The 20205-nt window shown below is 43.3% G+C and carries 27 protein-coding genes; 3 read left to right on the top strand and 24 right to left on the bottom strand.

From position 1 onward, the window contains the following. Positions 1–92: 92 nt before the first annotated feature. From MSVAZ_RS04630 to rpl3p, 23 genes are read right to left on the bottom strand one after another with little or no spacing between them, the layout of a single operon-like run. Positions 93–515, bottom strand: coding sequence for an uL15m family ribosomal protein (locus MSVAZ_RS04630; protein ID WP_048118622.1), 423 nt, complete (start codon positions 513–515; stop codon positions 93–95). A 10-nt stretch (positions 516–525) separates the two neighbouring features. Next, entirely contained in the window at positions 526–987 is a 462-nt protein-coding gene (locus MSVAZ_RS04635) for a 50S ribosomal protein L30 (RefSeq protein WP_048118626.1), read from the bottom strand. 1 nt (position 988) lies between these two features. After that, positions 989–1615 (bottom strand): 30S ribosomal protein S5, encoded by a 627-nt coding sequence (locus MSVAZ_RS04640; protein ID WP_048118629.1) that lies wholly within the window; start codon positions 1613–1615, stop codon positions 989–991. Between the two features lie 9 nt (positions 1616–1624). Beyond that, positions 1625–2149, bottom strand: coding sequence for a 50S ribosomal protein L18 (locus MSVAZ_RS04645; protein WP_048118633.1), 525 nt, complete (start codon positions 2147–2149; stop codon positions 1625–1627). 16 nt (positions 2150–2165) lie between these two features. Further along, entirely contained in the window at positions 2166–2618 is a 453-nt protein-coding gene (locus MSVAZ_RS04650) for a 50S ribosomal protein L19e (protein ID WP_048118636.1), read from the bottom strand. A 2-nt stretch (positions 2619–2620) separates the two neighbouring features. After that, positions 2621–3058: a 50S ribosomal protein L32e gene (locus MSVAZ_RS04655; RefSeq protein ID WP_048123702.1), complete on the bottom strand. Its 438-nt coding sequence runs from the start codon at positions 3056–3058 to the stop codon at positions 2621–2623. A 10-nt stretch (positions 3059–3068) separates the two neighbouring features. Next, on the bottom strand, positions 3069–3599 hold the full coding sequence (locus MSVAZ_RS04660; RefSeq protein WP_048118639.1) for a 50S ribosomal protein L6: 531 nt from the start codon (positions 3597–3599) through the stop codon (positions 3069–3071). Between the two features lie 15 nt (positions 3600–3614). Beyond that, on the bottom strand, positions 3615–4007 hold the full coding sequence (locus tag MSVAZ_RS04665; protein ID WP_048118642.1) for a 30S ribosomal protein S8: 393 nt from the start codon (positions 4005–4007) through the stop codon (positions 3615–3617). Positions 4008–4017: 10 nt separating this feature from the next. After that, positions 4018–4170, bottom strand: coding sequence for a 30S ribosomal protein S14 (locus MSVAZ_RS04670; protein ID WP_048118645.1), 153 nt, complete (start codon positions 4168–4170; stop codon positions 4018–4020). Next, positions 4171–4668, bottom strand: coding sequence for a 50S ribosomal protein L5 (locus tag MSVAZ_RS04675; protein ID WP_048123703.1), 498 nt, complete (start codon positions 4666–4668; stop codon positions 4171–4173). Between the two features lie 4 nt (positions 4669–4672). Beyond that, complete coding sequence (locus tag MSVAZ_RS04680) at positions 4673–5380, bottom strand: 30S ribosomal protein S4e (RefSeq protein WP_048118646.1); 708 nt, start codon at positions 5378–5380, stop codon at positions 4673–4675. Positions 5381–5393: 13 nt separating this feature from the next. Further along, on the bottom strand, positions 5394–5744 hold the full coding sequence (gene rplX, locus MSVAZ_RS04685) for a 50S ribosomal protein L24 (protein ID WP_048118649.1): 351 nt from the start codon (positions 5742–5744) through the stop codon (positions 5394–5396). A gap of 10 nt (positions 5745–5754) precedes the next feature. Continuing rightward, positions 5755–6153, bottom strand: a complete 399-nt coding sequence (rpl14p, locus tag MSVAZ_RS04690) for a 50S ribosomal protein L14 (RefSeq protein ID WP_048118652.1) — start codon at positions 6151–6153, stop codon at positions 5755–5757. Beyond that, complete coding sequence (locus MSVAZ_RS04695) at positions 6150–6479, bottom strand: 30S ribosomal protein S17 (protein ID WP_048118655.1); 330 nt, start codon at positions 6477–6479, stop codon at positions 6150–6152. Before MSVAZ_RS04695 ends, rpl14p begins: the two co-directional genes overlap by 4 nt. Positions 6480–6483: 4 nt before the next feature. Next, positions 6484–6816 (bottom strand): ribonuclease P protein component 1, encoded by a 333-nt coding sequence (gene rnp1 / locus MSVAZ_RS04700; protein ID WP_048118658.1) that lies wholly within the window; start codon positions 6814–6816, stop codon positions 6484–6486. Further along, positions 6806–7009: a 50S ribosomal protein L29 gene (rpmC, locus tag MSVAZ_RS04705; protein WP_048118662.1), complete on the bottom strand. Its 204-nt coding sequence runs from the start codon at positions 7007–7009 to the stop codon at positions 6806–6808. Before rpmC ends, rnp1 begins: the two co-directional genes overlap by 11 nt. Then, entirely contained in the window at positions 7009–7944 is a 936-nt protein-coding gene (locus MSVAZ_RS04710; RefSeq protein ID WP_048118665.1) for a 30S ribosomal protein S3, read from the bottom strand. The genes rpmC and MSVAZ_RS04710 overlap by 1 nt, the downstream gene beginning before the upstream one ends. Then, a complete protein-coding gene (locus tag MSVAZ_RS04715) occupies positions 7945–8400 on the bottom strand; it encodes a 50S ribosomal protein L22 (protein WP_048118668.1) in 456 nt (151 codons plus the stop codon). It abuts the gene before it with no gap. Positions 8401–8411: 11 nt separating this feature from the next. Beyond that, positions 8412–8822 carry a 30S ribosomal protein S19 gene (locus MSVAZ_RS04720; protein ID WP_048118671.1) on the bottom strand — a complete coding sequence of 137 codons (411 nt, stop codon included), beginning with the start codon at positions 8820–8822 and terminating at the stop codon, positions 8412–8414. Between the two features lie 15 nt (positions 8823–8837). Then, positions 8838–9554, bottom strand: a complete 717-nt coding sequence (locus tag MSVAZ_RS04725; protein ID WP_048118674.1) for a 50S ribosomal protein L2 — start codon at positions 9552–9554, stop codon at positions 8838–8840. Positions 9555–9564: 10 nt separating this feature from the next. Beyond that, on the bottom strand, positions 9565–9813 hold the full coding sequence (locus MSVAZ_RS04730) for a 50S ribosomal protein L23 (protein ID WP_048118677.1): 249 nt from the start codon (positions 9811–9813) through the stop codon (positions 9565–9567). Continuing rightward, on the bottom strand, positions 9810–10571 hold the full coding sequence (gene rpl4p / locus MSVAZ_RS04735) for a 50S ribosomal protein L4 (protein ID WP_048118681.1): 762 nt from the start codon (positions 10569–10571) through the stop codon (positions 9810–9812). Before rpl4p ends, MSVAZ_RS04730 begins: the two co-directional genes overlap by 4 nt. A gap of 6 nt (positions 10572–10577) precedes the next feature. Beyond that, positions 10578–11591, bottom strand: coding sequence for a 50S ribosomal protein L3 (gene rpl3p, locus MSVAZ_RS04740; RefSeq protein WP_048118683.1), 1014 nt, complete (start codon positions 11589–11591; stop codon positions 10578–10580). A 57-nt stretch (positions 11592–11648) separates the two neighbouring features. On the opposite strand from rpl3p, the gene MSVAZ_RS20035 reads away from it, so the two are divergent. Further along, complete coding sequence (locus MSVAZ_RS20035; protein WP_156150964.1) at positions 11649–11816, top strand: hypothetical protein; 168 nt, start codon at positions 11649–11651, stop codon at positions 11814–11816. An 842-nt stretch (positions 11817–12658) separates the two neighbouring features. Here the strand turns inward: MSVAZ_RS20035 and MSVAZ_RS20760 are convergent. Further along, positions 12659–12826, bottom strand: coding sequence for a hypothetical protein (locus MSVAZ_RS20760; RefSeq protein WP_197078830.1), 168 nt, complete (start codon positions 12824–12826; stop codon positions 12659–12661). 1337 nt (positions 12827–14163) lie between these two features. On the opposite strand from MSVAZ_RS20760, the gene MSVAZ_RS18710 reads away from it, so the two are divergent. Together MSVAZ_RS18710 and MSVAZ_RS19240 are read left to right on the top strand one after the other, a co-directional pair. Continuing rightward, positions 14164–17631 carry a TIGR04279 domain-containing protein gene (locus MSVAZ_RS18710; protein WP_052727882.1) on the top strand — a complete coding sequence of 1156 codons (3468 nt, stop codon included), beginning with the start codon at positions 14164–14166 and terminating at the stop codon, positions 17629–17631. A 576-nt stretch (positions 17632–18207) separates the two neighbouring features. Next, positions 18208–20010, top strand: coding sequence for a TIGR04279 domain-containing protein (locus MSVAZ_RS19240; RefSeq protein WP_084626071.1), 1803 nt, complete (start codon positions 18208–18210; stop codon positions 20008–20010). Positions 20011–20205: the final 195 nt, after the last annotated feature.

Below are 20205 nucleotides of genomic sequence, written 5' to 3' on the forward strand. Positions count from 1 at the left end.
CACGTTTTACCGTAAGACATTGGTAAGTATAGTACATCTAATATGAAAAAGTTACCAAAAGAATTAAAATAAGTAATGCCAGGTGACATTACTTATTCGGCATCGATGCAACTTCCGCCAGCGGCTTCAATTTTTTCGCGGGCAGATGCGGAGAATCCTTCAGAAGTGACCACAAGGTTCTTCGTAACACGTCCGCTTCCGAGTACTTTTTCGATTTCGAGGTTTTCAAGGTTAATGTGGTACGCACCATCTTTGATTTCTGCAAGCCCTTCCTCAACAAGGTAAGGAGCAAGTTCGTCAAGTTCTCCCACATTTACTATGGAAACATCCCTGGAAATCTCAGCAGGGAGCTTGAAACCATGCTTTCCGTAGCTGTATCCCCTGAGCATAGCTCTTACAAAGTGGTGCTTACAGCCTCCGGCTTTTCCACGGCCTCCGCGGTTTCCGGCTCCACGCCTGTTTTTATGAGTCCCGCCTCCGCAGGTCCTGGATCCTCTGAACTTCTTTGTATCCATTCAAACCACCTTATCTCATTTTGTGCAGGAGTGCATTGATACCATCGCCGTGGTCTCCGAGTTCGCCGCCCTGCTTTACGGTTCTTTTAATCCCTGCATGTCCTTTTCTTGGAGGGTGAAGCCTAAAAACGGGCTTCAGTTTTGGAACGTCCTTAAGGGTAGCTTCTCCTTCAACAACAGCTTCGGCAAAAGCCTGAATTGAATCATAGGCTGTGTTTTCCCGGATGTATTCCTCAGTCAGGCGAGTATTGCCTTCGAGTCTTCCACGGTTTTCGAGGATCTCTGCAAAAGTCTTTGCATCAATTTCCCCAAAGGCAACGTAGTCCTTCACCTTCTGGACCATACCTTTGAAATGAGGATTCTCGGGCACAAACACACAATGGTTAACCTTGTGCAGACGAAGCATCTTCATTGTATCTTCAATCGTGTACCGGACATTAACCTGACCTCTCAACCTAACAATGGCATACATATCAGGCATCCTCCTTACAGTAGACTGGCAGCCTCATAACATTCACCTGGTTGAGGGCGTCAAAGGTTGCCTTTGCGAAGTTAAGAGTAGACCGGGTAGTACCGAAGGTCTTGGTCCATACGTCTTTAATTCCGGCTTTTTCCAGCACTTTAGTTGCAGTATTTCCTGCAGCGATTCCAAGGCCTCTTGGTGCCGGAATAAGAGTTACGCTTACACTGCCTGCCTTTCCGGTTACTTCATAAGGAACGGTGTGAGGCAGACCGCAGGCGCATTCCCATGAACCGCAACCTCTGCGGATATAGGAGATCTCGAGCTTTGCAGCATCAATCGCTTTACGGATAGCAGGCCCTACCTGCACATCCTTTGCCTGCCCGAGCCCTACATAGCCATTTCTGTTCCCTACGATTACGGTTGCTCTGAATTTCACACGGCGTCCGGAGTCAGTCATCCTCTGGACCATGTTAATATCGAGCACCTCGTCTTCCAGGTCAGGAAGCAGCATATCAATTATCTGAGGCTCCCTGATAGGCAGGCCTGATTTGATTGCTTCTTCCATGGAAGCAACCTGTCCTTCCATGACTAATTTTCCAAGCCTGGTTTTTGGAACCCAATCTTCATCGAATGCCATTTAATCACCTTAACTAAATTCAGCAAAGATTTTCTCTTTGGTTGCTTCAAACTGCTCTGGCAGGTCTGAGCTCTCTTCTCTATATTCAGCAATGTGCTCTCCCCGGATTCTCTCTTCCGAAGGGAAAACTTCAGGGCTGCAGGGGACTTCAAAACCCGAGTCTACTATGCCTTTAAGCGCAGCATAGACTCTGGAACCTGCAGAGGAAGCCTGAAGTCCTATATCCAGGATTCCTCCTTCATATCCCTTATTCAAGCTTTTAAGCCCGAAAAGGAGCCCTGTAAGGTATGCAGCCGTTGTGTTTCCGGTAGATCCTGTATAACCGTACTTAGCAAGCTCACTCGAAGCGGCTGAGGAATAAGTTATATCCCCCTCTGGGGTCGGAGCTATTAACTGGATTTGAACATTTCTTGCACTCTTCCTGACAACCACACGGTCCTGCCTTGAGAGCAGTAACTTGAGTCGCAGGTGGTAATTAGTGCGTCCTTCTCTTCTTCGTCTAAAAGGAACCTTATATCTTGGTCCTGTTGCCATATTTAGCTCCTCCAGGTTATTTCTTTAACAGTTTTTCAGACCCAAGGTGGGAGTTCAGGTGGGAAACGCTTCTGTATTCTCCGCCTTTTGCTTTTCTGTAAAGTCTGCAGTACACGGATTTATCAAGTGTTCCATCTGCACGCAGTTCCTTGAGCCTTCTTCTAAGAGCCCTGATCTTTTTGATCCACTGCTCCTTCTTAGGAGTGCGGGCCCCTTTCTTACCTTTTCTTGAACCTTGACCTTTGCAGTGCCCATACTTGCGCTTGGCAGCAAGAGCTCTGGCTCGGCCTCTGCTGACTCCTTTGATCGGCTTGGCTTTAATAGTGCCTTTCTCAATGAGCCCGCGAATATCTTCCCTGGTAATTGCCGATGCGATCTCTTCGGAGGCTTCCGGATTAAGCCATACCCTGTCAAGTCCGCATTCGAGAATCTTGGAGGCTAACCTTCTTTGATTGGCCAGATCTGACATTTTTATTCACTCCTTCCAGGGTTCAGTACTTTAATACCGAGTTCTCCAGCTTTTGTGATAATAACAGCTTTCTTTCTTGAGCCTACTGTCGATGCTATCCTGATAGCTTCATAAGAAGGATCAACGAGCTCAAGCTCAGCAACGCTGGAAACAAGCACATCAGAATAACCGGAAGGGTGCAATCCTTTTACTGCAGCAGGACTTCCGTACCCTACCTGGGCATGGGCACCTTTTGAGACATACTTTCGACGCTGTTTACCCTGAGAACCTCTCGGACGCCTCCAGTTGCTGTCAAGCCTCTTAAATTTATGACAGGCTGCTCTTTTAAACTGGGGCTTCTTTCCCTTCTGGACTTTTCTCACATTGAATAATCGCCTGGATTCAGAGTCCATATCAAGGGTGGAAACTGAAGTACTTTCTGATTTGAATTCTTCTGCCATCATAACCACCTCAGGGCTTCTGCACAATGTAGATTCCGTCCTGGAAAATCCTTGGGTCGAATCTCTTGATCTTGGTCTTCTGTTCAATATTTGCGGCAGTCTGCCCGACATCTTCCTTGTTGATTCCGGAAACAGTCACCTCATTTCCAGAAACCTTAACCTTTGTTTCACCAAGAATCTTTGCAACTCTTGGCTTTTTTTCTCCAAGGAAGTTTCCTATTATGAGGGTCTTACCATCAACTTTTACCTGCATAGGGAAGTGAGCGTACAGAATAGTCATCTTGCACTCAAAACCCTCATTTACGCCTTTTATAAGGTTTTTGATGTGGGAAGTAAAAGTGCCTACCATGGCTTTCTGTTCTTTCCTGGAAGATTCTGCATCTACCTCTACTTCGCCGTCCCTGACGTAGATCTTGATTCCAGGATACCATAGTTTTCTTTCTACAGTCCCCAGAGGGCCACTGGCTGTAAACACATCCTGAGAGATAGAAACGGAAATTCCTTCAGGAATCTCTATTTTTCTTGCAATTTCCTTAACCATTTCCTGTTTCCTCCATCAGTACACATAAGCAAGAAGTTGCCCACCAATCTTCTTCTCACGGGCTTCGTACTGGGACATAACTCCGCTTGAAGTAGTTATTATAAGGGCGCCAAAGTTCTTTGCCGGCAGGAACTGCTTTTCCCAGCGTTCAAAGCTGCCAGTTCCTACGGAATACCGCGGCTTGATTGCACCGCATTTGTTGACTCTTCCCACAAGGGTTACACTGTAGATTCCGGCTTTTCCATCATCGATAAACTCGAATTCTCCAATGTAGCCGAGATCTTGCATAACCTTCAACACGTTGCCAATGTTTTTTGAGGCAGGCCTGATAATACAGGAACTTTTCCCAATAACTTCGGCATTTTTAATTGTGGAAAGGGCGTTTGCAAGAGGATCAAGTAATACCATTTTAATCACCTTATGAATATTTCTCAAAACCCATATCGTGGGCAATTTCCCTGAAACAGTGCCTGCAGAGGTAAATGTCATATTTGCGGACAAGTCCCTGCTTTCTTCCACACCGCTTGCACACGTTTACTCCTTTTCCGGACTTATTTATAGTCTCCGCCATTTACATGACCTCCACGCCATAGCTATCGTTAAGGAAAGCAATGGCATCCTCAACTGTGACTCTGTGGTTAGCCGGGATCTTCCTTGTTGCAATCCTTCTCTTGCAGATTCTTTCTCCAGGGCGCTTGATAACAACTGTTACGTCCATTCCGAAAACCCCGATATTCGGGTCATATCTCATGCCCGGGAAATCAGTGTGTTCTTCAATTCCGAAAGAGACGTTTCCAAGGGAGTCAAACTGGGACCTGACAAGAGTCTTATCAACGATACCAAGGGCGGTCTCGAGAAACTGCTGGGCTCTCTGGCCTCTCAGGGTTACTTTGCAGCCGATAGGCTCGTTCTTTTTGATCGAGAAAGCCGGAAGGGTCCTCTTGGCAAAGCACCTGACAACTCCCTGCCCTGTAACAGTCTTGAGGATTTCTTCGGCATTTACTAGATGCTGGCCACTTTCTCCAACACCCATGTGGACAATTACCTTCTCAACAACGGGAGTGCGCATAACATTATTCAATTACCTCACCACCGAGCCGGATCTCAGGCTTGTCCTCGCCAATAACAATAACGTAATCTTCAATTGTTTCGAAATCGGTTTCCCCTGAAATCGCGACAGTATTGTGTCTGGAACTCTTAACTTCCTTGATTTCAGTGATCTTTCCGATTTCTCCAGAGTGCTGGCCGCCTACTACCATTGCCAGATTGCCGACCTTGAACTGCAGGTGCTTTACTATCTGCTTGTCAGGCAATGAGAGAATCAGAGAGTCCTTTGTACCGTACTCGTTAGAACCCGGAATGTTGGTCCCGTCATTCAGGTTAAGCTGAACCTTTCCTCCTTTGAGAGTAGTTTTGTTGTTGATCCTGCACAATTTGTTAACGTTTGTTGCATCCAGCTTGTGAAGTACCAGACGTCCCTTTTCGTCCTGGAACATCCTGTACGTTTCATTTATGAGAGGGAGTGTAATTACGTCAAAAAGCCCAACCGGGAACCTGAGGTCTTTTCTGGGAATCCCATCTACAAGAACTTTGCCTTCCGAGAGAATCTTTTTGCCTTCCCTGCTATTATCTACAATCTTGAGAATATCACGAATTATAATTCCGAGCGGAAGACTGCGTGCCTGACTGTGAGGCCCCGGGCGAGTGGTGGAGACCCACTTATAACCTTTTTTTCCGGCCTTCCAGCTTCTTGGAATTGATAATCTTTTCTGGTGTGTCACAAAATCACCTGCCTCACTTCTTAATACTTGATGCTCTGCGCCCGTCCTTCAGTTCCAGTTTTGTGATCATAACATTGGAGGGGTATATCGGTCTTGAGACTTCGGTACCATCCACTTTGGTGGAAATAACTCCGTCCACAGAAATTGTGCCGTACTGAAGCGAAACGGCCTGGACCTTTCCTTCAGTGCCCTTATAATCTCCACGCATGACCTTCACGGTGTCTCCCGCTATAACTGCGGCGCTTCTTGTGCCGTACTCCTTTGAGAGTGCTTCACTAAGCCTTGCGCCCATGAATTTCTGTCTGACGTGCAGAGGCGCATTATATCTTGCCTTTCTCTGCTTTCTAGGCTGTTTGGATACCATTTTCGCCACCTCAGACAATGATAGATGCTGTGGTCCCGATCTTGGGGTACCTCTCAGCTACTTCTCTTGCTATAGGACCTTTTATGTCCGTGCCTTTTGGAATTCCTTCTTCATCCGTGATTACCATGGCATTGTCCTCAAAGGACACATGCAGCCCATCCGGACGGCGGAACTCCTGTTTCTGGCGAACCACTACTGCAAGGAGTACCTGCTTTCTCATTTCTGGTGTGCCTTTTTTTACTGAGACGACGCACATGTCCCCAATTCCTGCGCAGGGCATTCTGTTCTTTACCCCTCTGTATTTCTTGACAGAAATAATCTCAACGACCTTGGCTCCGGTGTTGTCCACACAGGGAACCTTGGCACCTGCATTGAGAGCCCTTGGGATGTTGGAGCGTATGCCTTTCATTTGGGCACCTCCGCTTTAACTACCACATAGGACTTTGTTTTGCTTATACGTCTGCATTCTGCAATCGTAACGATATCCCCGACTTTTGCTGAAATGCAGGGTGGGTTGTGTGCGTGAACCTTCGAGCGTCTCTTCTCGTATCTCTGGTATTTCGGCACCAATTTCATGTATTGCCTTTCAATAACTACCGTATTGTCCATCTTGCTGCTGACCACGGTGCCCACAAGGATTTGACCTCTTACTGGAAGTGTTCCGTGGAAGGGACAGTATGAATCATTACATTCTTCTGATGGCGCCGGTATGTTCAATCCAATATCTTTTGCCATGAGTTTAGCCCCATTTGCGTAACTTTTTAATGTTCTTGATCCGATTTTCGGGTTGTGAGAGCAGCAGGTTTCCCTGAATTTTAACGAATGTATCGGATCTGCGGCCTTTTTCTGAGAGCTCGGCAGGGATTCGGAAGAGAAATTCCGAATCCGCCTTTGGAATCTTCAGTTCCCGCGACCCTGAGTTTTCTATGATTAACATATTTTTCGTTTCGTCAATCACCAGGCCGCGGATTCCTATCAATGCTGGATTAGTGGAACGAATCACCTGAATTTCGAGCCCTATCAGTTCATGGTAGATAAGGGTCGAAGGTAGAATTTCCACTTTAGATTTCATTTAGCTCATGCTGAATTGTCTTTATCCGGGCAATCGTTCTTCTGATTTCTCCGATTCTTCCCGGGTTTTCAGGAGCTCCGCCTGCGGAAGTAAGGGCACGTTCCCTGACCAGTTCACTATTCAGGGTCTCGAGTTCGTCAGCTCTTTCGTCAAGTGACATATCCCGGATTTCTTTGGATCTGAGGATTGCCATTATTCCTTAGCCTCCTTGTGAACCCTTGCCATCGGATGCCAGTAGTCATAACCCTCATGCTTGTGCTGCCAGACTCCGTTGACCTGTCTTCTAAGTTCTTCCGAACCTTCAACCTGAATGATCTCAGCCTCTTCAAAGTCTTCTGCTGCTTCAGCCTGAGGTTCTTCCTCGGCTTCTTCAGGTTCTGCAACTTCAGCTACTTCTACTGGTTTCGCAGGTGCTGCTGCAGGAGTTTTGGGTTTTGCAACGCTTTCCTTTTTAGGAACTTCGGCAGGTTTTTCAACTGGTTTTGCAGCAGGTTTTTCTGCAGGCTTTTCAACCGGTTCAGTTACAGGCTCACTTGGTTCCCTAGTAGTATATGAGTCAGGAAGGACAACGTCCGGCTGAATGATCCTGACTTTACAACCAAGGGTCCCGAGCTTTTTGACTGCTACTGCAAACCCTTCGTCTACGACCTCTTCTACAGGATGTCCGGAATGCTTTACGTACCCGTCAATAAATTTTTCAACTCTTGACCTGGCACCTGTGAGTTTACCGGAAATGACAACTTCACAGCCGAGTGCGCCTGCATTCATGACTGCCCGAAGGGTGTTGTGTCCGGCTTTCCTGAAATACCAGCCTCTCTCAATTGAAGCTGCAAGCCTTGATGCCATCATCTGAGCGTTAAGTTCAGGTTTCTTAACTTCCTGAGCGTCAATCTGCGGATTTTCAAGATTGTACTTGGTTGCTACGTCCCTGGTAAGCTTTCTGATGACCTTTCCGGCTTTCCCTATTACCATTCCAGGCTTTTCAGAATAGATAACAATTTGGGTGCCCATTGGGGTCCTGTTAAGCTCCATACCGCCGTATCCAGCTCTGTTCAGCTGTTCTGCGAAATACTCGTCCATGGAGGCTTTGACAAACCCATCATTTACGAATTTTCTCTCTATTGCCATTTAGCGCACCTCGGAAAGAATCATCTCAATATTTACAGTGTCTGTGTCTTTGGGAGTGGCCCGTCCTCTGGCTCTCGGCATAAACCCGTGAATTACCCTGCCGCGTTGAATTGCAGCATGGATAATATACATGTTTGCGGGTTCAAGGCCTTTGTATTCGGCATTGCTTTCTGCATTCTTCAAAATCTTGAGGATTTCTTTTGAAGCGTTAACAGGGTACCTGCCTGCAGCCATTGGACCTTTTCGGTGTCCAGTTCCATCGTGGTGTCTTTTGAAGGGAACTGCCTGCTTTAAAGCAACTACATCTTCTAAAAACTTTCTTGCTTCAGCAACTTTCATGCCTTTAATTTTGCAGCAGACTTCACGGGACTTTTTAGGGGAAATATGGAGTTCAGAACCCATAGCCTTAGAGGTTGTCTCAGGGTCTCCTTTAACTGAATAATTAATTCTTGCCATTCCCTCTCACCTCATTTCAGTGGCACGAACTTGCTTGAACGGGTTGCTCCCACACCGGCACTGCCGTGTGAAACTTTTGATCTTGTGGGTGCGAATTCTCCAAAACGGTGCCCGATCATTTCAGGCTGGAGGTCCACACTCACGAAACCTTTCCCATTGTGGATTTCAATAGTCTGTCCGATCATTTCCGGAAGGATGATCAGGTCTCTGTGATGAGTCCTGACCTTCTTTCCTTCCTTAAACTCATGCAGGACTTTTTTCTGCCCTTCAGTGAACCCGCGTTTAATGCTCCTGCGTTCTCTCGAAGGCAGGAGTTCTGCAAACTCTTCAAGACTCAGTTCCTGAAGTTCTGAGACGGTTTTCCCGCGGTAGGTATACTCACCCTTTCTCTTTGGTAATCTTGATGATGATTTTTTAACCATAACGAACACCCCTCATCAGCGCTTCATTCCGGTCCTTCTAGCTGCAATCAGTCCGACCTTCCTTCCGGGCGGAGCGTTTCTGCTAACCGTTGTGGGCTTGCCCGGGTGCTTCCAGGCACCTCCACCGAATGGGTGGTCACGTGGGTTCATGGCAACTCCTGAAACCCTGGGATACTTAGCAGCTCTTGTTTTCATTTTGTGGTATTTTTTCCCGGCTTTGAGCCATGGTCTGTCCACACGGCCTCCGCCTGCAACGATACCGACAACTGCTCTGCACTTCGGATTAAGCCATTTAATGTTACCTGAAGGCATTGCTACTGCAGTTCTGTTAGGTTCATGGGTTACGACAGTTGCGTATACACCAGAGGAGCGCACGAATCTGCCGCCGTCATTTGGCTTTGACTCGATATTGCAGATAAAGAAACCTTCAGGCACCTTTCCTATAGGAACTATATTTCCTGGCCTGACATCGGCATCGTCTCCACACTCGATTGTGCTCCCTACTGCAACTCCTTCTGAGGCCAGCAGGAGAAGTTCTTCCCCAGTTTCAAAGGCAACTTTTGCTATCGGAGCTGAGCGAGCAGGGTCGTGCTCGAGATTAATGACTTTCCCCTGAATCGACGTGTTCTCGTCAACACGGGGGTGCCTCAGTTCTGCCTTGTACTTGTGAGAAGGAGCTCTGTAGGTCGGAGTACCTCTACCCCTGTTTTGTGATATGATTCTTTTACCCATACATCACACCTCACATTAGTCCTATCCGGGTTGCAATCTCGTGTGCAGATTCAGGATCTTCGAATGTCAGGATTGCTTTTTTCGTGCCCTTCATGGTTGTCATGGTTCGCACGGCCTTTACCTTGAACCCGTACAGTTTTTCAACATCTTCTACGATCTGCTTTTTGTTTGACCTGGTATCCACGATAAACTGGAGCTTGTTTTCGTCAAGCAGCATCATCGCTTTTTCAGTAACAAAAGGATAATTAATGGAACTCATTGGAATGCACCTTCCAGTTTCTCAACTGCGGATTCTGTCCAGATAGTAAGGCGCCCTGCGTGAGTACCAGGTGCGAGCAGTTCGGCATTCAGTGAATCCACTGTTGCAACGTCTACTCCTGAGAGGTTTCTTGCGGCCTTCAGGATAGGCGCACTTTCTCCTGCAACAATAAGGATACTCTTTTTGTGCTTGTATTTTCTACCTCTAAGCTTTCCGCGGCCTGCCCTGATGTGTCTTCCGTATTTTGCCCTGAGCACGTCTTCGTAGACTCCGATAGCCTGCAGGAATTCTATTACCTGCTTTGTCTTATCCAGGTCTTCAAGAGCGTTTTCCGTAACAATCGGAAGCTCGGCTTCAAAGATATGGCCCCTCAGGCTTACGAGGGTCGGATCCCTGGTTGCTGCGATTGCGGAGCGGATTGCATAGCGGCGTTCTTTGGTGTTGACCTTTTCGCTTCTGTCAGCTTCCGGTTTTGGTGGGTGGGCTCTTCTTCCGCCTCTTGCGTGCGGGACTCTTGCAGCTCTGCTGCTGTTTACGAGCCTTGGAATATGGGATGCGCCTCGCCCTGAACCCCAGCCTCTTGCGGAAGTTTCCATTCCTGCATAGAGACGGGGACCATAGGGTTGAAGCCTGTTTGCCTGTGCCGCAAGCACTGCCTTTTTAATCAGGTCAGGTCGGTAATCCACGTCAAACACGTCGGGAAGCTCAATCTCCCTGACAACCTTCCCTGTAAGGTCTATTGTTTTTGCTGTAGCCATTTCACTTCACCCCTGCTTGGATTCCCTGCTTATGTGAAGGATATTCGGTTCGCCAAGGTCGGCTTTCTTTGCCCTGATCGGATCTCTGAGTCTAATAAGTCTCTTGGAAGGCCCGGGAACGCTGCCTTTGATCAGCACGTAATCCCCACGGACAAAGCCATAATTCATAAAGCCGCCTTCTGGAGTGACTTCTTCTCCATCGGATCCAATCTTAAGGATGCGCTTGTTGAACTCGGTTCTCTGGTGATATCCTGTTTGACCCATCTGCGGGACTCTCCAGGAGACGCGGCGAAGGCCAAAGCCACCAAGAGTACCAATCTGCCTGAGACTGCCCTGCCTGGAGTGTTTGCCTTTCATAAGCTGGATGCCCCAGCGCTTGACAGGGCCCTGAGTACCTTTTCCGATAGTAATCGCAGCTGTGTCAACAAGTGTTCCGGTCTTGAAAACATCGGTTATGCTTACAAGGGTGCCGAGAATGGATTTTGCGTACTCGAACTTGGTGTTGAGATCTCTGGCGCTAATTCCGGATTCCATGATATCGGGCGTCTTTTTGGGGACCCCGGTAAGGCTCTTTGGCAGAGTATAGGTAACTGCTTTAATATCGCTTACCTTTCCTTCTTCTATCATTTTACCGATATTCCCAAGGGTTTCAGCCATGTTCTCCCCTTTTGGTATAGGGATCCTGCGTTTGAGTTCAGGATCAAGGTCTGTTGCCCATACCTCAGCGATTGCCTTTTCTCCGGTGGTGTCTTCTGCATAAGCCCGGATGGCTGCAACCCTTATTGCGGGAGTTTCGATGACAGTTACAGGTACGGAGATTTCCATACCCTGGGTAAGGCTGTTCTTTGTGTCATCAACCATGATCACGTGGGTCATGCCCACCTTGTACCCTGCAAAACCCTGTAGCCTTGGTTCACCTGTAGCCTCCGGCCAGGCTCTGAACCGTGGAATGTGGCTCTTTGCCCTTTTGCGTGGACTATATGCGAGGGAACCTCGTTTTGGTCGGTGTATGCTTGCCATATTTCTACTCCGTAAATTTCAATTAAAATGCCAGCCCCTCCGGTCGGCCCAACATGAGTGGAAAAAGAAAAAAATACACTGGATTCCCCGAACGCTACCAGGTGGGGAGGGACGTATTTAGACCTGCCTGGCACGTATGCCTCGAGCAGACCAGAGCTTTATGCTCCCGGTACCCTAATTCCTTCAGGCATCTGCAATATCCGATCCTCTTCCCAGCTTGTCTAGCAGGAGCATACTCTTAAAGGATCGATTTTACGATCCTGGCAGACCCTAATCCAGGCATCTGGCACTGATTTGAAACATTCAGTAGTCTGATTTGAAACTTCAGTATATGGTAACCTGATTTTAAATTCAGTTCCCTAATTGAAACTTCATTATTCAGTGACTGCAACCGCAACTCATCGAAAACTTGAACAGCTTCGTGCGATTTTAGGCGTCTCAGGACGCCAAAAGCGGGCGTTTCAAAGCATTGGCCCTTTAACACTCATGTTGATCCGACTTTTCTCACTGGATTTATCTTCAATGCAGGAAATCTTCCGTAAAGCACGGCAGAAAACCCTATCTCCCGGAAATTTCCAGGATATTAGCATTAAGCATCACATTGATCTGATTAGATAATTTCAAGCACTAAAGTGCGTGAAACTTCCATCTTGCATGTACTTTGCCTTTACATAGCATATCTAATATATAAAGCCTTTGCAGGGCGAGAAGAGAAGTCAGAAAGAAGAATCCATCACAGGAGAGAACAAAAATAAATAGACAAAAGCGTTCGAGCTTATACTTTCTAAATCAAAGAGTTGAAATATGGGATCACAGTTGACAGAATACCATCTCTACTTATCGGCCAGCAAAAACTTATAGACCGACCTGGATGTACGTTAACAGTCGGCCTGTAAGCAATATAATAACTATTATATGCTAGCTTGTTTAGTAGACAACTTTACAGAAATAAATTTAATGGAATCTGGTAATTGAAGTTTGTATCGAATTTCCCTATTTTTTAGTCTGAATTCGAATATTTGCTCATAAGACTATGATTTCAGTTCTGCTACTACAGTCCACCGGAATTATGTAGCTATTAAAGGAGAAACGCTATTACTCTGCTCATATTCAGATATTGAGAGGCAGTGAAGAGTGCAGTAAACAGCTTTCTTCTCCATGGTTTCTAAGACAATAAATTCATTTCCACAAACAGGACAAATCTTTTTTATATAAACATTTCTTATATAACTCATTGGACATCACCACTTTTTACACTTAGCTCTGGAACTAATTTTATGAATGAATTTTAAATCATATTTTATAAAGACTAAAAATAATGAGCTATTCAAGCTGCAACCGATAACCATGAGAATGAATCGTGTATTTTTTCCGCAAATTTCATTATTATTAGTCAATTATGCCGATATGATTTCACCCAGGATCATAAATATTAAGATAACCAGGTAAATAGTTTTAAGAATCATAATTTCTAATAAATAGTACTTTTTAATTTAAAACATAAAGTGCCTCTTTTAGATGTTTTTTGATGTTTTTACCTGAAATGAGTTGTTGGACAGCCTCTAAATGTTGAAGTGTTCATGGGTCTCCGCCTGCCAATACATTTAAACTAAAATATTTTTATCAGACGCCGGTTAAGGAACTTTCTTGCCAGAGCTATCGATTTTGCATCAGAAACCAGCTTCAATTTTGGCCTGTTTACATGAAGTCGACACCCTATTTCAGCCTGCAACTTAACAAAATATTTAATAAATATTATGGAAATGGATGCAGTTGTCACGATTTCTCACGTAACCGAATACGCATGAAAAAATCTGTTCTGGTGACTAAAACTTTGGTATTTATTGCCTTTTCTGACACAGTTGCCTCAGTGCCTGTGAAATTATTACAGAAAATTTTGCTCTTTGTTGTTTTGCATGGACATCCTCATAATGTCCTCCATGAAAACTGTAGGACTTACGCACTTGAGGAACAAAACCAATTGCATCAAAGATTGTATATTAAAATCACGTTTTAGACAATTAACATTCCAATGCTGTTGATTTTTCAGTCAACTGCTTTATAGTTCTAAACCAATGCGATCTTGAACTGAAAACCGTCTTATCCGTAGGAAATGACGAAGAGCCGAAAATTTGATTATTGAAGACATTACCCCGCGGTCAAGCAGAAATCTGCAGAAAGCCTGGCTCTGGAAGTAAAACTTCTTTTTGATCCAAGTCAAATCCAGAAGGAAAATATATTAAGGGAATTTGAACTAAGAAAGAAGAGTTTAAGTAATGAAAAGTCGAGATAAGTAGACTCAAGAGTCCTAATAATATTATTGTTACTACAGGTTATTCAAAGATAAAAAAATTTGAAAAATGAAAAGACTTTACAGAATATAGTTCATTATAAAATATAAACATGTTATTAAAATTCCCTTAAAATCTTTGTAATAAAAGATATTTATCTTGATAAATTTGCAGAATAACAAATCATGCTAAAATAAAACTTCAAATCACATATAAAATGCATAAAGAAATGTAAAAACCTAAACTTACGCAGAAAAGAGGATAATTAAGGGGTGCACTTATTGAAGAAAAAAACAGGAATTTACAATGAAACATCTGGTAGAAAATGGAGATTAATCTGTATTACTTTAGTTCTAATTTTTTCAGTAATTTCAATATCAGCTACAGGTGCGGAAAGCAAAACCAATAGTCAGACAGGGGACAAAATAGTACATGAGTCAGATACTGGAGTAAGTAATGAGACAGAGGATAACTGTTTGTACTGCATAGTAGACGAAAATTATGCCGAAGTTGACTGCTTTGACTGCACAGAAAGTGGCGAAGATAATAATACCGGAGATAAGTGCTCCTACTGCATAGAAAGTGATGAAAAAAACGATACCGGGAGCAAATGTTCATCCTGCACGAAAAGTGAAGAAAAAGATGAAAACGAGGATGAATGTCTGTACTGCATAGAAGATGAAGAAAATCTTGAACAAAAATCAGGAGGAAACAGTACAGAAACCCCGGAAACAGTAGTATATAATAAGTCAAAAACCGGAACTGGAACAAGTACCAAAATCCCGGAAACAGTAATAGATAATAAGTCAAAAACCGGAACTGGAACAAGTACAGAAACCCAGAAAACAGTAGTATACAATAAGTCAAAAACTGGAAGCGGGACAAGTACAGAAACCCAGAAAACAGTAGTAGATAATAAGTCAAAAACTGGAAGCTGGACAAGTACAGAAACCCAGAAAACAGTAGTATATAATAAGTCAAAAACCGGAACTGGAACAAGTACAGAAACCCCGGAAACAGTAATAGATAATAAGTCAAAAACCGGAACCGGAACAAGTACCGAAACCCCGGAAACAGTAATAGATAATAAGTCAAAAACCGGAAGCGGAATAAGTACCGAAACCCCGGAAACAGTAGTAGACAATAAGTCAAAGACTGGAACCGGAACAAGTACCGAAACCCCGGAAACAGTAATAGATAATAAGTCAAAGACTGGAACCGGAACAAGTACCGAAACCCCGGAAACAGTAATAGATAATAAGTCAAAAACCGGAAGCGGAATAAGTACCGAAACCCCGGAAACAGTAGTAGACAATAAGTCAAAGACTGGAACCGGAACAAGTACCGAAACCCCGGAAACAGTAATAGATAATAAGTCAAAAACCGGAAGCGGAATAAGTACCGAAACCCCGGAAACAGTAATAGATAATAAGTCAAAAACCGGAAGCGGAACAAGTACAGAAACTCAGGAAACAGTAATAGATAATAAGTCAAAAACAGGGGCAGAAGGAAGTACCGAAACCCCGGAAACAGTAGTAGACAATAAGTCAAAAGCCGGAAGTGGAACAAGTACAGAAACTCAGGAAACAGTAGAAGATACTGAGCAAGGGACTGAATTAGCTAACTCTCTTTTACATTACAATGTGTATAAAATAGGAGAAAACAAAAGTACAGAAACTCAGGAAACTGTAGAAGATAATAAGTCAAAAACAGAAGCAGGAACAAGTACAGAAACCCAGGAAAACAGCGAAGAAAATGACTCAAAAAGTTCAGAAACTAATGTATCTAGCGGGTATAAACTAATAACAGTAAATAAAACAGTCGCTCAAGAAAATGAATCCGACAGTGAAGATACGGATAGCCAGGAATACAGCGAAGAAAATGACTCAACGAGTTCAAAAACTAATGTATCTAACGGGTATAAACTAATAACAGTAAATAAAACAGTTGCTCAAGAAAATGAATCCGACAGTGAAGATACGGATAGCCAGGAATACAGCGAAGAAAATGACTCAACGAGTTCAAAAACTAATGTATCTAACGGGTATAAACTAATAACAGTAAATAAAACAGTCGCTCAAGAAAATGAATCCGACAGTGAAGATACGGATAGCCAGGAATACAGCGAAAAAAATGACTCAACGAGTTCAAAAAGCGATGGATCTAACTGTAAATGCAAAATAATAACAGCAAATAAAACAGTAGTTAATGAAAATAAAACAACCAGTTCAGAAAGCAATGTATCTGACTTAAAATATAAAATAATAACAGCAAATGGAACAGTCGTCCAAAACAATACCAACGCGAAAAATGAAACAAAAACCGAAACAGTTACTGAACCGAAAAGCGTAAAAAGTTCAGAAGTGGACACTGAAACCAAAACCTCCAACGAAACTTCCAAAGGCACAGGAACTTCCAATGGCACAGGAACTTCCAACGACACCGGAACTTCCAACAACACAGGAACTTCCAGCGGCACAAATAGTGTGGAAAGTGAAGTAGTGAAATCTGAAGAAAACTGGACGAATAGTCTGAGTCAGGAAGTAAATGAAATAAAAGTATATAACTGGACAGACAGTCAGGGAAATGAGTCGGAAACACCTAAGATAAAAACAGAGAAAAATAGCTGGAACAATATTAAATTAATACTGTCATATTCCTATCCCCTTCGTTCGTTTTATACTACAAATGATAATGTGAATATAAGCTATAATGGACCTGAAGCTTTAGGACATCAGAATGTGGACATATATCTTATCAAGAAATACAGTCCGAGTTCTCCAGAAAATGGAACTTCATATAATATAAATGAGAGCACAATTAGTCTTGAGGATGTCTTAAACAATGATACAGAAGCTTATGTCAAGATACCTGCGACCCTGAACAAAGAAGGAGACCTTACTCCACTGAGGCTGGACCCTCTTCAGGCCGGTCACTACTGGATCCTTATAACTCCTGCAGAAAACGAAGAGGAAAATACAGGATCAGAAAATAAAGTTCTTTTAGCAAAATATTTTGAAGTTCTCCAATATCAACTGGAAGCCAGAGCTCCGTATGCCCTTCAAGAAGGCGAAAACCTAGAAGTCAGCCTGGATCTGAAGAATGCATCTAATGAAAATAATTATACTTACTGGGTTGTACTGATAAAAGATAGCGCCTATACAGCATTTGAAGGCACGAACCCAACTTGGAGAATGACCACCGGAATCAGGCCTATCGTGAATGGAGTTGACCTTATCAAGAGTTTGGAAACAAATTTGAGTGGACATGAATCCGAAAACGAAAAAAACGAACTTAGGCACGAGATCCAGACCCTTATAGGGAAAGATAATGGTACGATAAGCATAGGTGAGAAAAACCAGAACAACCTTTCACTGAAAAGCCTGGACCTTCCCCCAGGAAACTACCTGCTCCTTACAGGAGCATATGAAAATAATGAGGGCCTGACAGGCATATCTCAGGGAAATCTGAGGATATCCGCCGAAAACTTATCAGGATTGGGTTTGAAACCCGGCTCAGAAAATACCTTCGGTGATGAATCTTCGACGAAATTCAAAGACTCTCCGCTTATGGGAATTAAGTCTATTCTCGAAAATCCAAAATCATTCATACTCGAAGATGTCAAGCCATATATTCAGGCAAACTCATTAGCAGAAGTCTTAAGAAACCCTCCAAAACTTCCCTCCTTCCTGTTAGGATTTGCAGTAACCCTACTGATAGGATTTGCAGTACTGAGGAAAAAGAAATGAAACCCGTAAACTAAACTTAGTGAAACAGGTCGGAAAATTTCCATCCAGTTACAAAAAAATCAAAAATCTTGAAAAAAAGATCGAGAGAAAGGGTGTAGAAGGCTACAATCCTTTCTCTTTACAGCTAGATACAAAAACCTGTACACTGGATGGGTTTTACTGCAGCAATACAAGATACTAAAAAGAATAAATATATAAACCAGTTTTATTATTTGTCCTTATGTCTGTCTAGAATTTTTACAAATAAGTTAGGTGTAAGAAGTAAATCCATAATACATCGATTCATAATACATCGATTCATAATACATCGATTCATAATACATCGATTCATAATACATCGATTCATAATACATCGATTCATAATACATCGATTCATAATACATCGATTCATAATACATCGATTCATAATACATCGATTCATAATACATCGATTCATAATACATCGATTCATAATACGTCGATTCACAATGCATCGATTCATGATACATCGATTCATAATACATCGATTCATAATAGCTATTCAATGGACAATAGCCTTTCTAGTCAAGAAAACACAAAGAGGAGAGGTTTAAAAAATTGCTTCCTGAAAAAATTAAGTTAATAGAGCCCGTTTTTACATTCATTAAAAATCCAAAGAATAAGGAAAGTTTGAGACTCCTGTTTTTGCTTCCTGTTTTTCTGTTCCTGATTCTTCCTCACGGAGCAGCTGCCTCAAGCAACTGGGAACTTACTCCTCAAAATCCAGTTGTTGGGGATACAATGGAGATAAAAGGAACTGGTTTTGAGGGAGATACTGCGAAAGTACTGGTATCTTTCGAAAAAGATGTGGAAGTTCAGGATGGAGAATATGAGTATCTGCTTGAAGATGTAGTAATCCCCTCTGGTTTTGACAACAGTTTTACCGTGCAGGCTGTAGGAGCAGATGATTTGAATGTGAGAGCAAAGCTGCTCCTATGGTTAACTAAAGGTGCAGAAGCAAAAGATGGCATTGCTACCGTTTCCCATACAAATGTCCCTCCAGGAACATATGAAATAAGGATTGACGGAAAGGCAAATGGTTCCAGTGTCAAACTCAAGATAACAGCCATGCAAGAGATAGAGGTAGATTCTGATGGAAATCTCAGCTATGAATATAATACTAAGTCTATACCGGCAGGTAATTTTGAAGTAAATGTTGAGGGCATTACAAAGCAAATAGAATTACAGCCATCAGAAAGCCTTCCTTCAGAAACAAACTCCTCGGAACAGAACTTAAGTGAAGAACAAAATAACGAAAGTCTGCCTTCAGAAATGAACTACTCTGACCAGAATTCAACTGAAGGAAATGATGACGAAAGCCCTGGAGATACATCTGAAGTAAAAGCATATAACTGGACAGACAGCCAGGGAAACGAGTCGATAACACCTGAGATAAAAACAGAGAAAAATAGCTGGAACAATATGATATTCATATTGTCATATCCCTATTCCCTTCGTTCATTTTACACCGTAAATGAGAGCATAAAGTTAAGCTACTACGGACCTGAAGCTTTAGGACAACAGAATGTGGATATATACCTCATCAAGGAACACAGCCCGAGTTCTCCAGAAAATGAAATTTCAAGTCTGAATGAAAGCACAATTAGGCTTGAGAATGTCTTAAACAATGATACCGAAGCTTATGCCAAGATACCTGCAACCCTGAACAAGAACGGAGACCTTTCTCCTCTGACACTGGGCCCTCTTCAGGCCGGAAGTTACTGGACCCTTATAACCCTTCCCGGAAACGAAACGGAAAAAACAGGATCCGAAAAAGAGATCCTTTTAGCAAAATATTTTGAAGTTCTCAAATATCAAATGGAAGCTAGAGTCCCGTATACCATTCAAGAAGGCGAAAACGTAGAAGTCAACCTGGATCTGCAGAATGCACCTGATAAGGATAATTATACTTACTGGACTTTACTGATAAAGGATGGGGCCTATACAGCATCTAAAGGCACGAAATCAATCTGGATGACCACTAAAATAAGGCCTATTGTGAACGGAGTTGACCTTATCAGGAGTTTGGAAACAAATTTGAGTGGATATGAATCCGAAAATGAAAAAGATGAACTTAAGAACGAGATCCAGACCCTTATAGGAAAAGATAATGGTACAATAAGCATAGGTGAGAAAAACCAGAGTAACCTTTCCCTAAAAAGCCTGGAACTTCCCCCAGGAGACTATCTCCTCCTCTCAGGAGCCTATGAAAATAATGAAGGTCTGGCAGGTATAGCCCAGAAAAAGCTGAGAATATCCCCCGAAAATTCGTACGGATTGGACTTGAAATCCATATCCGGAAAATACCTTCGGAAGTATATCTTAGATGAAATTAAGAACCTCTCAGCTTACGGGAATTAAGTCCATTCTCGGAACCCAAAATCACTCATATCCAGATATGTCAAGCTAAGTATTCAGGCAAACTCATTAGCAGAAAATCGTGCGAAATCCTCCAAACCTTCCCTCTTCATGTTAGGATTTGCAGGAACCCTGTTGATAGGGTTTGCAGCACTGAGGAAAAAGAAGTGGAACCGATAAATTAAACCCAGAAGACCA

The sequence above is a fragment of the Methanosarcina vacuolata Z-761 genome, from assembly GCF_000969905.1.
GTDB classification, from domain to species: domain Archaea; phylum Halobacteriota; class Methanosarcinia; order Methanosarcinales; family Methanosarcinaceae; genus Methanosarcina; species Methanosarcina vacuolata.